General features: G+C 64.6%; 13 protein-coding genes. 6 read left to right on the plus strand and 7 right to left on the minus strand.

All coding sequences use genetic code 11. The features are described 5' to 3' along the window. Positions 1 to 63 precede the first annotated feature (63 nt). Positions 64 to 765, plus strand: a complete 702-nt coding sequence (locus EWH21_RS21905; RefSeq protein WP_277699318.1) for a hypothetical protein — start codon at positions 64 to 66, stop codon at positions 763 to 765. Positions 766 to 1,256: 491 nt separating this feature from the next. On the opposite strand, the gene EWH21_RS21910 is transcribed toward EWH21_RS21905, so the two are convergent. Continuing rightward, on the minus strand, positions 1,257 to 1,544 hold the full coding sequence (locus tag EWH21_RS21910) for a hypothetical protein (protein ID WP_277699319.1): 288 nt from the start codon (positions 1,542 to 1,544) through the stop codon (positions 1,257 to 1,259). A 427-nt stretch (positions 1,545 to 1,971) separates the two neighbouring features. Between EWH21_RS21910 and egtB the strand changes: the two genes are divergently transcribed. Continuing rightward, positions 1,972 to 3,255 (plus strand): ergothioneine biosynthesis protein EgtB, encoded by a 1,284-nt coding sequence (gene egtB, locus EWH21_RS21915; protein ID WP_277699320.1) that lies wholly within the window; start codon positions 1,972 to 1,974, stop codon positions 3,253 to 3,255. 2 nt (positions 3,256 to 3,257) lie between these two features. Continuing rightward, the gene (gene egtD / locus EWH21_RS21920) at positions 3,258 to 4,220 is read left to right on the plus strand and encodes an L-histidine N(alpha)-methyltransferase (protein ID WP_277699321.1); all 963 of its coding nucleotides are present in this window, start codon (positions 3,258 to 3,260) and stop codon (positions 4,218 to 4,220) included. Positions 4,221 to 4,354: 134 nt separating this feature from the next. Here egtD and EWH21_RS21925 read toward each other — a convergent pair whose 3' ends face one another. Beyond that, positions 4,355 to 4,513, minus strand: a complete 159-nt coding sequence (locus EWH21_RS21925) for a YqaE/Pmp3 family membrane protein (RefSeq protein ID WP_003084988.1) — start codon at positions 4,511 to 4,513, stop codon at positions 4,355 to 4,357. A 148-nt stretch (positions 4,514 to 4,661) separates the two neighbouring features. Here EWH21_RS21925 and EWH21_RS21930 point away from each other — a divergent pair, with 148 nt between their 5' ends. Beyond that, the gene (locus EWH21_RS21930) at positions 4,662 to 5,297 is read left to right on the plus strand and encodes a response regulator transcription factor (RefSeq protein WP_152489754.1); all 636 of its coding nucleotides are present in this window, start codon (positions 4,662 to 4,664) and stop codon (positions 5,295 to 5,297) included. 3 nt (positions 5,298 to 5,300) lie between these two features. On the opposite strand, the gene EWH21_RS21935 is transcribed toward EWH21_RS21930, so the two are convergent. Then, positions 5,301 to 6,932, minus strand: coding sequence for a hybrid sensor histidine kinase/response regulator (locus EWH21_RS21935; RefSeq protein WP_277699323.1), 1,632 nt, complete (start codon positions 6,930 to 6,932; stop codon positions 5,301 to 5,303). Positions 6,933 to 7,120: 188 nt separating this feature from the next. On the opposite strand from EWH21_RS21935, the gene EWH21_RS21940 reads away from it, so the two are divergent. Continuing rightward, positions 7,121 to 7,489, plus strand: coding sequence for a hypothetical protein (locus EWH21_RS21940; protein WP_277699324.1), 369 nt, complete (start codon positions 7,121 to 7,123; stop codon positions 7,487 to 7,489). A 10-nt stretch (positions 7,490 to 7,499) separates the two neighbouring features. On the opposite strand, the gene EWH21_RS21945 is transcribed toward EWH21_RS21940, so the two are convergent. The 4 genes from EWH21_RS21945 to EWH21_RS21960 all read right to left on the minus strand — a co-directional run bounded on the left by EWH21_RS21945 (position 7,500) and on the right by EWH21_RS21960 (position 11,603). Then, a complete protein-coding gene (locus EWH21_RS21945; RefSeq protein ID WP_277699325.1) occupies positions 7,500 to 8,600 on the minus strand; it encodes a GGDEF domain-containing protein in 1,101 nt (366 codons plus the stop codon). A gap of 83 nt (positions 8,601 to 8,683) precedes the next feature. Continuing rightward, positions 8,684 to 9,979 carry a TRAP transporter large permease gene (locus EWH21_RS21950; protein WP_037056035.1) on the minus strand — a complete coding sequence of 432 codons (1,296 nt, stop codon included), beginning with the start codon at positions 9,977 to 9,979 and terminating at the stop codon, positions 8,684 to 8,686. Then, positions 9,969 to 10,445: a TRAP transporter small permease gene (locus EWH21_RS21955; protein ID WP_037056038.1), complete on the minus strand. Its 477-nt coding sequence runs from the start codon at positions 10,443 to 10,445 to the stop codon at positions 9,969 to 9,971. Before EWH21_RS21955 ends, EWH21_RS21950 begins: the two co-directional genes overlap by 11 nt. Before the next feature lie 156 nt (positions 10,446 to 10,601). Further along, positions 10,602 to 11,603 (minus strand): DctP family TRAP transporter solute-binding subunit, encoded by a 1,002-nt coding sequence (locus tag EWH21_RS21960; RefSeq protein ID WP_175254558.1) that lies wholly within the window; start codon positions 11,601 to 11,603, stop codon positions 10,602 to 10,604. Positions 11,604 to 11,900: 297 nt separating this feature from the next. On the opposite strand from EWH21_RS21960, the gene EWH21_RS21965 reads away from it, so the two are divergent. Further along, positions 11,901 to 13,361, plus strand: a complete 1,461-nt coding sequence (locus EWH21_RS21965) for a sigma 54-interacting transcriptional regulator (protein ID WP_277699326.1) — start codon at positions 11,901 to 11,903, stop codon at positions 13,359 to 13,361. The last annotated feature ends 130 nt before the right edge of the window (positions 13,362 to 13,491 follow it).

A 13,491-nucleotide genomic window follows, 5' to 3' on the forward strand; every position in this document is an offset into this window, starting at 1 on the left:
CCGCGCTCGGTCACTTGCTTGACCGCTTCGATTTTGAATTCTTCGGGGTAACGCTGGTTGCTCATGGCACCTCCTGATGGGCCTCATTATGAGGCTTGGAGGTGTCTAAGAAATCAGGGGCGATTCAAGCAGCTTGTGGAGGCAGCCAAAGAGCAGGATAAAAAAGACAACGTGCAATCTGAAAACCAGTGGCAAACAGATTACCAAGAGTGGTCTAGCGAGGTTGAGCTGGCTGAGCGCGTGCTAAATTCGAACCCTAGCGCAAAGTTGGAGGCCATCAAAAAACTCGATCGCTTTAGCGACATCAGTGAACTCGGGAGTGAACTCCAATTCTCCATTGGAGACACAGGGATTATCGAGTGCAGCATTTCTGTTCATGGCCGTAAGGCCATTCCCAATGAGACCAAATCATTACTGCAAAGCGGGAAACTTTCGGTAAAGAAGATGCCTGTAAGTAAATTCAATGAGCTTGAGCAGGACTATGTGTGTAGCTGTGTGCTGCGCGTTGCAAATGAGTTGTTCAGCTCCTTGCCTGAGACGATGGTCATCATTACAGCAGAGGACTTGCTGCTAAATACATCAACAGGGCACATGGAAAAGGCCCCCATTCTGAGTGTTGCTATCTCACGGGACACCCTCTATCAATTTAATCTCTACAATATCGACCCCTCAGATGCGATGGCTAACTTCGTACACTCTATGACCTTCAAAAAGACTGCTGGGTTTGCACCTGTCGAGCGGCTGGACCCGGCGCAGTTCACATAAAGAACTGCGCACTCAGCATAGTGTTTACGATGGTTGAGCTTTCAGCTGTCTCCGATCTGGCAGAGCCTGCCCAAGCTTTGGAAACGGCAGCGACGCCTTCTCGAACCTCGCCCGCCAGCTTGGTTTGATCAGGTATATGCCTTGCCGTACAGCAAGTCGGCAACTGCGGTTGGTTCAGAACCGGGACCTGAGACACGCAGTTCATAGAACGCAACAGCCTCCCAGCGTTCATTACGCTGCTTCCACTCGTTGCCGTTTCCCCCGCGCCCGTTGAGGCGGTACTCACGCGCCCAGCCGCTGGCCGGTGCGTCCCCGCCTTACGGGGCTTTCAGCTCCTCCAGTAGTGCAACGGCGTACTCCAGCGGCGGCCATCGACGACAGTGCTAGCGGGATAGAACCCCACCAACAGAACCGCAGAATACGTCCCCTTTCTGGTTTGATGAGGAATAAGCCGATGTCTCCACTTCACTCATAATCCGCCTCGCCGTTGGTTACCGCTGCTTACACATCTCTAACTCGTCTTGGTTGTTCAGCGCGGTCTCAATTCCAAGACGATATTTGCAGTAATCAATTACCTGCTTACGCTGCTCGGATGTCAGTTTCTCCAAGGGTTTATCGTCAGCCTCGTTAGCGAACAGGTGTTTGAACTTGATCTGCAGAGTGGGGGACTTTTTGATGAAGAACACCTTGTTCACTTCCGCATCACCCAGAGACTCGTAATAGCCGATATAGAGCACGGCAAGTAGGCCAAGAATGACTAATGCGATCAATTTTTTCATGAGTCAGGGAGAACCAACAGGCCGGTGTCAGAGCGAATCTTGCCATCGCCCGACCGCTCCGAATACTCACAACGGCGAGCAACGTGCTTAATCACGAAAACGCTCTTTAGAGCCCTGGTCAGGTTCAGGACAGAGGTTGAGCCGTGCCAGAGCTGATCTGAGCGATCGACTGGCAGATCGATGGAACGTGACCTATACAGGAAAAGTCCGGCGTGGCCGGACACCTACGGCCAAGGCTCTTGTACATGACCAGTGCACTGGCGGTGTTGACGTGATTGGTGATGCCTCCAGGCTCTCGCAAGGCCAATACCCACAGGCCTCGGCGACCTGTCATCCGAACGTCATGCTTTTGCCGGAACCTTTGCCCTGTTCGCCCGGTCGGCTCTAAGAACCGTCGCCTCCGCGACGCCAGCAAAGGACGCGCGACATGCCAAACCGCGCCAGCAGGATCGACGCTTCACACCTTCACCTCGAACGCCTATGGCAGCGTTATCAGCGGGTGCGCGCCGCCAGCGAGCGACTCTGCGAGCCGCTGGAGCGCGAGGACTATGTGATCCAGAGCATGCCGGACGTCAGCCCGCCGAAGTGGCATCTGGCGCATGTGACCTGGTTCTTCGAGGCCTTCGTGCTGCGGCCCTTCCTGCCCGGCTATCGCCCGCTGGATGAGCGCTACGACCACCTGTTCAATTCCTACTACCAGACCCACGGCACGCCCTTCGAACGCGCGCGGCGCGGGCTGTTGTCGCGGCCGACGGTGAGCGAGGTGTATGCCTATCGCAGCCATGTCGACCTGGCCATGGCGCAGTTGCTGACCCGGCAGAGCGGCGAGCTGGCCGACGAGATTCTGCAGCGTATCGAGCTGGGACTGGAGCACGAGCAGCAGCATCAGGAGCTGCTGCTGATGGACATCAAGCACATCCTGGCGCAGAACCCGTTGCGCCCGGCTTACCGTGACGACCTCAAGCCCGGCGCTGCCACAGCCGGCGAACTGCAGTGGCTGCGCTTTCCCGCCGGGCTGCGGCATGTCGGGCATGCCGGCGAGGGTTTCGCCTTCGATTGCGAGCGGCCGCGCCATCGGGTGTTCGTCGACGACTTTCAGCTGGCCAGCCGGCCGGTGAGCAACGGCGAGTACCTCGAGTTCATCCGCGCCGGCGGGTATCGCAGCACCGCGCTGTGGCTGGCGGATGGCTGGGACCATATCCAGCGCGCCGGCTGGCAGGCGCCGCTGTACTGGCTGCGTGAGGGTGACGACTGGCTGGAGCTGACCCTGGGCGGCCCGCGCGAGCTGGACCTCGCCGCACCGGTCTGTCACCTGAGCTACTTCGAGGCCGAGGCCTTCGCCACCTGGGCGCAGGCACGCCTGCCACGTGAAGAGGAATGGGAAGTCGCCGCGCAGGACGAGCCGCTGTGGGGCAACTTCGTCGAGAACGATCACCTGCAGCCGGTGGCCGCTGGCGCGGGCGAAGGCCTGCAGCAGCTGTACGGCGATGTCTGGGAATGGACCGCCAGCGCCTACCGGCCCTACCCCGGCTTTCGTCCGCTGGGCGGCAGCCTGGGTGAGTACAACGGCAAGTTCATGTCCGGGCAGATGGTGTTGCGCGGCGGCAGCTGCGCCACCCCCGAAGACCACGTTCGCCCCACCTATCGCAATTTCTTCTACCCCACGATGCGCTGGCAGTTCTCCGGCCTGCGCCTGGCCAAGGAGCTTTGAGCATGGCACTGGCACTGCGTAGCAACGAACGATCCCTGAGCCCGGAACAGGAGGCGTTGCGCGACGAGGCATTGCGCGGCTTCGCGGCCTGGCCGAAAACGATGTCGCCGAAGTTCTTCTACGATCACCGTGGCTCGCAGTTGTTCGAGCTGATCTGCCAGCAGCCGGAGTACTACCCGACGCGCACCGAGGAGACCATCCTGCGCCTGGCCGCGCAGGACATCGCCGCGCTGGCCGGGCGCAACGCCAGCCTCGTCGAACTGGGCAGTGGCGCCAGCCGCAAGATCCGCCTGTTGCTCGAAGCCCTGCGCCCGGCGCGCTACCTGGGTATCGATATCTCCCGCGAGTTCCTGCAGGCCAGCACCCGCCGCCTGGCCACAGACTATCGCTGGCTCGACGTACATGCCCTGTGCGCCGACTTCAGCCAACCGCTGAAGCTCCCCGGCAACGCGCTGGGACAACGCCCGCTGGCCTTCTTCCCGGGCTCCAGCATCGGCAACTTCGACCCGGACCAGGCGCGCGCCTTCCTGCGCAATCTGCACCAGGCGCTGCCGGCCGGCAGTGGTCTGCTGATCGGCGTGGATCTGGTCAAGGACCGTCAGGTACTGGAGCGCGCCTACAACGACCATGCCGGGGTCACCGCGCTGTTCAACCTCAACCTGGTCGAGCGCATCCGCAACGAGTTGGACAGCGACATCGACCCGCGCAGTTTCCAGCACCGAGCGTTCTACAACGAGGCCGAGTCGCGCATCGAGATGCACCTGATCAGCCGGCAGGCGCAGCAGGTCAGGATCGAGGACCGGGTGTTCGACTTCGCCGCCGGCGAGACCCTGCACACGGAGAACTCCTACAAGTACACGCCGAGTGGGTTTCGCGATCTGGCCGGCAGCTGTGGCTTCGCCTCGGTGGCGATGTGGCGCGACCCGGCGCAGCTGTTCAGCGTGCATTTCTTGCGGCGGGAGTGATGCAGCATCGCCTGCAACGAATGACGAGCCACTTCGGAGAGCGGGCTGGGGGAACTGCGGCGTGATCGTCTCCCCTCTCCCGCTGGCGAGAGAGGGGCTCCGCTCTTTGCATCGCTGCGGGCGGGAACAGGCCCTCAGCGTTTGGCGATGATGTACACCGCATGCACGATGCCGGGGATGTAGCCCAACAGGGTGAGCAGGATGTTCAGCCAGAACGCACCGCCGAAACCGACCTGGAGAAACACGCCCAGCGGCGGCAGCAGAATGGCGATGAGGATGCGGATAAGGTCCATGTACGACTCCTTGGCATTCCATGAGGTGTACTCACACAGACCCGGCGCGGCACCCTCCGGTTCAGTTCGGCGGCATGGCTGGAGAGAACATCCGCTGGCGCCGACCGGCATATGACTTTAGTCTGAGGGCCAGACGGAAGCGCCCACCATGTCCGAACCCTCACAACAAGAACGCATAATCGTGGCCGACGACCATCCTGTTTTCCGGGATGGCCTGTGCCGTATCGCCCAGCGAGTCTTCCCCCAGGCGGAGATCCTCGAGGCGGGCGACATGGACGAAGTGTTGAGCCTCGCACGCGACGGCAAGGCCCCGCGCCTGTTCATGCTCGACCTGCTGTTCCCCGGTCAGTCCCCCCATGCCATCAGTGCCTTGCGCCAGGAGTTCCAGCGCAGCTCCATCGTGATCGTGTCGATGGTCGATAACCGCGAGCTGATCGATGAGGTCATGGCCTCAGGTGCCGACGGTTTCATCGGCAAGGCGACCCCTCCCGAGGAGATCGCCGAGTCACTGCTGGCCGTCTGCGCCGGGGAGTTCGTCATGGCGCTGGGGCCGTCCGGCGTACCGGACTTTGCCGAGAACCGCCACCTGCTGGAACAGCTGACGCCGCGCCAGCAGGATGTCCTGCGCCTGGTGGTGCGCGGGCTATCGAACAAAGAAATCGCCCGCGAGCTGGATATCTCCCCGTTCACCGTCCGCATCCATGTCTCCTCGCTGCTGCGCACGCTGGACGTCAGCACCCGTGCGGCAGCGGCGGGTATCGGCGCCAAGGCCGGGCTGGTGTAGCGCTCAGGCGGCCTTGAGCTTGAGCTTCAGCGCCACCAGCAGCGAACGCAGCTCGGCAGGCTGCACCGGCTTCGACAGGATCGGCGTGTTGCCATCGCCCACCTGCTCCTGCACACGGCGTACGTCGTGCCCGGTCATGATGATCGCCGGCACTTCACGTCCGCTGTGTCGGCGCAGGTGACGGATACAGTCGGCGCCGGAGACTTCGGTGCCGAGGTCGAAGTCGGTCACCACCAGGTCGAAGTGCATCGACGCATCGGGCAGCGCATCGAAGGTCGCCACCTCGCAGCCCCACTTGCGCAACAGGGTCGCGGTCGCCAGCAGCACGTTCTGGTCATCCTCGATCAGGCACACGCGCAAGCCGTCCAGCATCCTCGGCGCCTGAGCGCTGCCCGCGTGGGTCGAGCGGCCTTCGCTCGGTGCCTCGACCCGCTGCAAGCCGTCGATCATCGCCCGCGTGCCTCGGCCCTCGACGGAGCGCATGCTCACGCGCAGGTCCATCAGCCTGCCCAGGCGCCTGACGATGGCGAGGCCCAGGCCCATGCCGTCGACGTCACGGTCGCGCTCCTGACGCACGCGATAGAACTCGTTGAAGATGCTGTCGAGGTGGCCGACGGCGATGCCCCGGCCCCGGTCGTAAACCTCGATGGCGAGCCCCTGGCCGCGACGCCGACAGGCGATCAGCACCGGCTTGCCCGGCGCGTATTTCAGCGCGTTGGACAGCAGGTTCTGCAGCATGGTGGTGAGCAGCGCCGGATCTGCGCGCACATGCAGTGGCGGGCAATGCAGACGGATCTCGACCCCGGCCCAGCGCGTCGCCTCGGCATTCTGCTGGATGAGTTGCTGCAGCAGAGGACGCAGCTCCAACGTCTCCATTCGCGGCACTACCTTGCCGCTGTCCAGCGAGTACATGTCGAGAATCGAGCGGAACAGGCGCGCGACGCTGTGCAGCGACTTGTCGATGTTCTCCACCAGGCGCCGCTGCTCGGCGCCCAGGTCGCTGTCGCGCAGGCAGGCGGTAAACAGGCTGATGGAGTGAACCGGTTGCCGCAGGTCATGACTGGCCTGCGCGAGGAACTGCGACTTGGCCCGGTTCGCCGCCTGTTCGGCCTCGGCGGCTTCGCGGGCGCGCTTGAGCAGCGTGTGCAGGTAGGCAGGCGCCATCAGGGCCGTCAGCAGCAGCGTCGCCACCAGGTAAGGCTGCGACTGCCAGTACTCCGACATGCAAGCGGTCAGGATCAGGGACAGCAACGCCATCAGCGTCGCCCGCAACAGGTAGCCGAAGCCGTAGCGCAACCCGTAGCCGATCGTGACCCAGACCAGGATTGCATAGATCGGCAGCATCAACTGACCACCGTTGACCAGTGTCAGGGTGATCCCCGTGTAGTCGTTGAGCATGGTGAGCATGCGCCGCCAGGGGCGGTTTCCCGGACGGCGCATGACGTCGCAGCGAATGATCATCGCCAGCACCAGCAACGCTGCGTACAGCGCCAGCGCCTTCCAGACCGGGCCAGGCTCCATCAGCGAATAGCGGTAGAGCAGCACGGTATAGCTGCTGACGATCGCCACGAAAATCAGCCGTACTCCGGCCTGGGCGAGCTCGGTATCGTAGGAAACGGAACCCTTCCTGGGCATGCTGACACTCCCTGCTGAAACAGCTTTCGTCGTTACCCCGACACCTTAGGCCCTGGGCAGCGAACGCGGCAAGGACCATAGGCGGGCACTAGTACACCCGTACTATTCCTGGCCTGGCAGCCCCTTCCTAGAATCGCGGACAACGCTTCGGCACTGGGCCGAGGCCTGGTGATCGAAGGGAATGTCCGATGAATATCAATGGAAGCCTGGGCTTGGTCCTAGGTGCTGCCGTAATGACGGCGCTGACCGGCTGCCTGCCACAGAACACGCAGAGCCAGGGCCTGCAGAATGCCCAGATGGCCAATGACCCATGCGCCCCGAGCGCAACCAGCAGCCTGATCGAAACCGGTCGCAGTCTGCTGGACATGGCCAACACCGTGCTCGAGACGCAGCAGAGTTTCAACGGCAACTCCGCCACCTACACCCAGCGCATGCAGGTCGCGGAGAACGCCCAGCGGGTCAACCAGGGGCAGAACGTGCTGAACAACGTCGAGAAACTGGCCGGTACCAACCAGCAACCCTGCGTAGCGCCCGCACCAACCAGCGCGACGCGCTGAGCGTGCTCCCTCACAGGCGCACGTCGAACTTGTCCAGCAACAGTTCCCCGGGAACGTCCGCGCTGACCAGTTGATTGCGCCCGCGCTGCTTGCCCCGGTACAGGCGGCGGTCGGCGCTGCGGTAGAGTTCGGCGGCGCTGCGTCCATCCGCTGGCCAGGCGGCCAGGCCGAAGGTGGCCGACAGCGCGATCAGTTGGCCGTCGTACTCCAGCGGCTGCTCGGCGACCTGCTCGCGGAGCAGCTCCACCAGCGGCTCGGCGCCCGCACTGTCGGTGTGCCGCAGCAACAGGCCGAACTCCTCGCCGCCCAGGCGCCCGAGGAAATCCGTCACGCGCAGGCGGTGCTGGAGTATCTGGCAGATGTGCTGCAGGGCCATGTCCCCCGCCTCGTGCCCCCACTGGTCGTTGACCTGCTTGAAGTGGTCGACGTCGAGCAGCGCCAGCACCAGGTGCCCGTTGCTGCGCTCGACCTCCTGGATGCTGCGCTGCAAGGCATGCTGGAAGCTGCCACGGCTGGCCACGCCGGTCAGCGAATCGGTCTGCGCCAGGCGCTCCAGCTCCAGATGGGCCTGCATGCGCAAGCCATCGTAGATATGCACGAAGACCAGGATGAGGACACCGCACAGGGCCGCATTGCCCAGGTCGATCAGGCCACGGGTATCCAGGTTCAGGCGGTTGTCGGCGAAGTACAGCAACAGGCCGGCGAGCATGAACGGCGCGGTCAGCAGAAAGGCGCGCTGCTTGCCCAGCAGCAGGTAGGCCAACAGCGGAATCATGTACAGCCAGACGAACGCCGCCGCTGAGGCATCCGGCATGACGATGATGTAGAGGATGAAACAGAAGGTCGGGACCAGGTACAGGTAGATCCACAGGTTGAGGTGGCGCGCACGCCCGATGCGGCTGGCGCCGAACAGCAGCAACGCGGTGCACAGCACTTCGATGATGGCGAACGGATAGTTGCCGGCCAACGCCTGCAGCACGGCAAAGCCACCCAGGGTCAGCCCCGTTGCCAGCAGGATGGTACGCATCAGCGCACGCTTGCCCGACTCACGCAGCCCTTCGCAGTGCTCCGTGCCTACATCCCTGTGCTCGTTATAGTCACCATCGCCCATGTTCTTGCCCAGCGGTACCGCCCTCAGTGGTGCGCAGCCCCCCGCTGCGCACCATCTGCCAACTATAGACGCTGTCGCGCCTTTTACACCGCGTAGCCCAGCACTCGCGGCAACCACAGGGCGATTTCCGGGAAGATCGCCACCAGCAGCAGCGCACTGGACATCACCACCACGAACAACGCGGCCCAGCCCACGGTCTGCTCGAGACGGATCTTGGCGACCTCGGCCGTGACCATCAGGTTGATCGCCACCGGAGGGGTGAACTGGCCGATGGCGATGTTCATCGCCAGCAGGATGCCGAACCACACCGGATTCCAGCCGAAGTGCTGCATCACCGGGATGAGGATCGGCATCAGGATCAGGTAGATGGAAATCGCATCGAGCAGCATGCCCGCCAGCAGCACGGCGAGCATCACCAGTGCCAGCAATACCCAGCCGTTGTCCGACAGCGAGATCAGCCATTCGGCCAGGTGGCGGAAGGTGCCGAGCATGGTGCCGGCCCAGGCGAAGATGCCGGCCAGGGCGATGATCAGCATGACCACCCCGGAGATCACCGCCGCCTCGCCACACAGGCGCCAGAGGCCTCGCCAGTCCAGCTCGCGGGTGAGGAACAGGCCGACCAGCACGCCGTAGGTGACACCGGCCACCGCCGCTTCGGTCGGAGTGAATAGGCCGCTGCGCAGCCCGCCGAGGATCAGCACCGGGGCGAACAGCGCCGGCAGCGCCTGTTTGAAGCTCTCCCCCAATGCCGGGCGCTCACCCTGCTCCGGGGACTCCCAGCCGTAGCGGCGCGACAGCAGCCAGGCCGGCAGCAGCAGCACCAGGCCGGCGATGATGCCGGGGAACAGGCCGGCGGCGAACAGCGCGCGCAGGTCCACGCCGGGCACCACGATGGAGTAGAGGATCAGCGCGATCGACGGCGGGATCAGGATCGCCGTGGACGCCGAGGCAGCGATCAGGGTGGCCGAGAATGGCTTGGGATAGCCTGCCCGGGTCATGCTCGGCAGCATCACCATGGCCACCGCAGCGGCATCCGCCGGACCGGAGCCGCTCATGCCGCCCATGATCAGGCACACCAGCACCGCCACCAGCGCCAGGCCGCCATGACGCGGGCCGATCAGCGCCTGGGCGAAGCGCACCAGGCGCAAGGCCACTCCGGCCTTCTCGAACACCAGGCCGGTGAGAATGAACAGCGGAATGGCGATCAGCGGGTACTTGGCCACGCCGTTGTAGGTGTTGGTACCCAGGGTGGCGAGCATGTCCGGCGACAGGCCGGCGATGATGCCGATGGCGCCGGACAGCCCCAGGGCAAAGGCCACCGGCACACCGAGCGCCAGCAGCACGACGAAGCTGAGGATCAACCAGAGATCAGGGCTCATCGCTGATCCTCCCGCGCAGGCGATCCAGGGTCATCTGGCTCAGCCGCACGAACACCAGCAGCGCCAGGATCGGCAGCCACACCACGTACCACCAGTTGGGCAGGCCGAGCCCCGGCGACTGCGACTCCCACTGGTATTCCTCCCAGGCGAACTGGCCACCGAACCAGCACACCAGCCCCAGTACCAGCACGCCAGCCAGCCACTGCAGCAGGATCAGCGGCGTGCGCAGGCGCGGGAACAGGCGCTCGAGCAGGCCGATACGGATGTGCCGGTTGCTGCGCATGGCCACGCTGGCACCGGCGAAGGTCAGCACCACCAGCAGGAACACCGAGATTTCCTCGGTGAACGCGAAAGAAGCATCGGTGAAATAACGCACCACGACGTTGGCCAGGCTGATCAGACTGATGATCACCAGGGCCAGGGTGGCGAGCGCGCGCTCCAGTGGCGCGTCGACTTGCTTGCTCATAAGAACCTCGAACGACCGGCTCGGCGTGATTCAGCAGAAGGGCGACTCTCCCCAACCCCTCTCCCATGAACGAGAGAGGGGAGCGGATCGGTATCGCGCGACAGACCTGCAGCACCACGCCGCAAAGCCCTTGGGCTTGCGGTCAGATGAAACGGATCAGGGCTGGGCCACGGCCTTGCGCGCGGCGTCCATCAGCGCATCGCCGATACGCGGTGCCCATTTCTCTTGCACGCTGGCAGTGGCCTCGACGAACGCGGCACGCTCGGCCTCGCTCAGTTCGATCACCTCCACGCCACGCTCGCGGATGTCTGCCAGACGCTGGGCCTGGGCATTGCGCGACAGCTCGATCTCCCACTTGCCGGCATCGCGCGCGGCCTGGCTGAGCAGCTCGCGGTCGGCTTCCGGCATGGCTTTCCAGACGCGCTGGTTGACCGCGAAGATCAGCGGGTCGGCCATGTAGTTCCACAGGGTCAGGTACTTCTGGCCGACCTGGTCGATCCGCGCCACGTCGAACACCGACAGCGGGTTTTCCTGGCCGTCCACCGCACCGGTGGTCAGCGCCGGCTTGGCGTCGGCCCAGCTCATCTGCGTGGGGTTGGCGCCGAGGGCAGTGAAGGTGTCCTGAAACAGCGGCGAGCCGACCACACGGATCTTCAGGCCCGCCAGATCGGCCGGGCTGCGTACCGGCTTGGCCGAGTTCGACAGCTGACGGAAGCCGTTCTCGCCCCAGGCCAGCGGCACGATGCCGCGCTGCTCGATGGCGGCGAACGCCAGCTTGCCGCCTTCACCCTGGGTGATGGCGTCGAGGTCGGCGTCGTTCTGCATCAGGAACGGCAGGGAAAACAGGTTGAGTTCCGGGACCTGCGGCGACCAGTTGATGGTCGAACCCACGGCCATGTCGATCAGGCCGGAGCGCATGGCGGAGAACTCCTTCGTCTGGTCGCCAGCCACCAGTTGCGCATTGGGGTACACGCGCAGGGTGATGCGCCCTTCGGAGCGTTCGTTGACCAGGTCGGCCCACTTCTGTGCGGCCTGGCCCCAGGGGAAGGCATCCGACAGGACCGTGGACACGGAATATTCGCGTGCCTGCGCGGTGGCGCACAGGGCAGTCAGCGCAGCGCCGGCGGCGAGCGCGGAAAAGAGTCGCTTGAGTTTCATCGGGGCGTCCTTGTATGGATCTTGGTCGTTGTCGTTGTGGCACCGGGCAAGGGTGCGGATCCAGCGGCGAACGGGTGGCTCGCCTGGCGCGCCAGGTTGGCACGCGAGAGGGACACGGCAGGTGTCACGACTGCCGGGCAGGCCTTGTGGGCGATCGGCAGGTGCCAGCGGGTTACGCATAGCCGCCTAACTATTCCAGAAGCGCGCGCCGAATGCCATTGTCCGATGTCCGTCGACGTTGCCCGCTGGCAGCGCCGCCAACCATAATCAGCGGCTTGTGACTTCGGATATTCGCCCATGGCCATCTCTCGCGACGACCTCGACCAGCACGGCCTGATCATCGGTGTGTCGCCCGAGCGTTTTCGCGCGGTGGCCATGCCGCTGCTGTTCGACCACCTGAACGCCCAGTGCGAGGGCACCATCGCGGTCAATCGCCAGGCGCGCATCGTCTGGATCAACGACAAGTACGCGCAGAAGGTCGGCATCGCCGATCCGCGTACCGCACTGGGCAAGGAGATCGAGGAAGTGCTGCCGGCCAGCCGCCTGCGCGAGGTGGTCGAGAGCGACCAGCCGAGCATGCTCGACCTGATGGCCTTCGGCAGCGAACACTTCGTGGTCACCCGCATCCCGCTGCGCGACGAGGACGGCACCCTGGTCGGTGCGCTGGGCTTCGTCCTGTTCGACCGCGCCCGCCATCTCAAGCCGCTGATGGCCAAGTACAACAACCTGCAGAGCCAGTTGCTCGCCACCCAGCACGAGCTGGCCAAGGCCCGTCGGGCGCGCTACACCATCGCCGGCTTCATCGGCGCCAGCGCCGCGGCCAGCGAGGTCAAGCGCCAGGCCCGGCGCGCCGCGCAACTGGACGCCACGGTGCTGATCCGCGGCGAGACCGGCACCGGCAAGGAGCTGCTGGCCCAGGGCATCCACAACCTGTCGCCGCGGGCCAACGGCCCCTTCGTCGCGGTCAACGTCGCCGCGATTCCGGAAACCCTGGTCGAGGCGGAGCTGTTCGGCACCGCACCGGGCGCCTTCACCGGCGCCGAGCGCAAGGGGCGCATCGGCAAGTTCGAGGTGGCCAACGGCGGCACGTTGTTCCTCGACGAGATCGGCGACCTGCCGCTGCCGTTGCAGGCCAAGCTGCTGCGTGTGCTGCAGGAACAGGAGGTCGAGCCGCTCGGCTCCAACCAGGTCAAACCGCTGAACGTGCGGGTGATCGCCGCCACCCATATCGACCTGGAGGCCAAAGTCGCTGCCGGGCAGTTCCGCGACGATCTCTACTACCGCCTCAACGTGCTGGCCCTGCGCGTGCCACCGCTGCGCGAACGGGCCAGTGACATCCCCGCGCTGATCGAACACCTGCTCGACGACCTGGCCAACCGTTCCGGCCTGGCGCCGCTGGAGCTGACGGACGACGCACTGGCGCTGCTCTACGCCCAGCCCTGGCGCGGCAACGTGCGAGAGCTGCGCAACCTGCTGGAGCGGGCGCAACTGGCGCTGGATGGCCGCCTGGATGGTGAAACCCTGCGTGACCTGCTGGTGGACCCGGTAGCACCGAGCGAGCCGGGGCCCGTTGCGCCGGTAGTGGCGAGCCCGGCGGGGACGCTGGCCGAACAGCTGGCGCAGGTCGAACGCCAGGCGCTGCAGGCGGCACTCACGGCCGCCGCCGGCAATCGCCAGCAGGCCGCCGAACGCCTGGGAATATCCCGCGCCGGGTTCTACGCCAAGCTGGCGCAGCATGGCCTTGGACGCAGGGGCTAAGCGGACCAGTTGTGGGAGCGGTCACTGGCGGGTTGCACCCGCCCTACGCATTTGGCGTATGCATTCACCGTAGGAGCGGCTTCAGCCGCGATGCTCTTTCGCAGTCCTTCGCGGCTGAAGCCGCTCCTAC

Source organism: Pseudomonas sp. REST10 (assembly GCF_029542605.1).
Taxonomy (GTDB): Bacteria; Pseudomonadota; Gammaproteobacteria; order Pseudomonadales; family Pseudomonadaceae; genus Aquipseudomonas; species Aquipseudomonas khazarica.

Coding starts and splice junctions, on each gene's coding strand:
- EWH21_RS21905 (WP_277699318.1), top strand. CDS start 64: ATGGCACCTCCTGATGGGCCTCATTATGAGGCTTGGAGGTGTCTAAGA.
- EWH21_RS21910 (WP_277699319.1), bottom strand. CDS start 1,544: ATGAAAAAATTGATCGCATTAGTCATTCTTGGCCTACTTGCCGTGCTC.
- egtB (WP_277699320.1), top strand. CDS start 1,972: ATGCCAAACCGCGCCAGCAGGATCGACGCTTCACACCTTCACCTCGAA.
- egtD (WP_277699321.1), top strand. CDS start 3,258: ATGGCACTGGCACTGCGTAGCAACGAACGATCCCTGAGCCCGGAACAG.
- EWH21_RS21925 (WP_003084988.1), bottom strand. CDS start 4,513: ATGGACCTTATCCGCATCCTCATCGCCATTCTGCTGCCGCCGCTGGGC.
- EWH21_RS21930 (WP_152489754.1), top strand. CDS start 4,662: ATGTCCGAACCCTCACAACAAGAACGCATAATCGTGGCCGACGACCAT.
- EWH21_RS21935 (WP_277699323.1), bottom strand. CDS start 6,932: ATGCCCAGGAAGGGTTCCGTTTCCTACGATACCGAGCTCGCCCAGGCC.
- EWH21_RS21940 (WP_277699324.1), top strand. CDS start 7,121: ATGAATATCAATGGAAGCCTGGGCTTGGTCCTAGGTGCTGCCGTAATG.
- EWH21_RS21945 (WP_277699325.1), bottom strand. CDS start 8,600: ATGGGCGATGGTGACTATAACGAGCACAGGGATGTAGGCACGGAGCAC.
- EWH21_RS21950 (WP_037056035.1), bottom strand. CDS start 9,979: ATGAGCCCTGATCTCTGGTTGATCCTCAGCTTCGTCGTGCTGCTGGCG.
- EWH21_RS21955 (WP_037056038.1), bottom strand. CDS start 10,445: ATGAGCAAGCAAGTCGACGCGCCACTGGAGCGCGCGCTCGCCACCCTG.
- EWH21_RS21960 (WP_175254558.1), bottom strand. CDS start 11,603: ATGAAACTCAAGCGACTCTTTTCCGCGCTCGCCGCCGGCGCTGCGCTG.
- EWH21_RS21965 (WP_277699326.1), top strand. CDS start 11,901: ATGGCCATCTCTCGCGACGACCTCGACCAGCACGGCCTGATCATCGGT.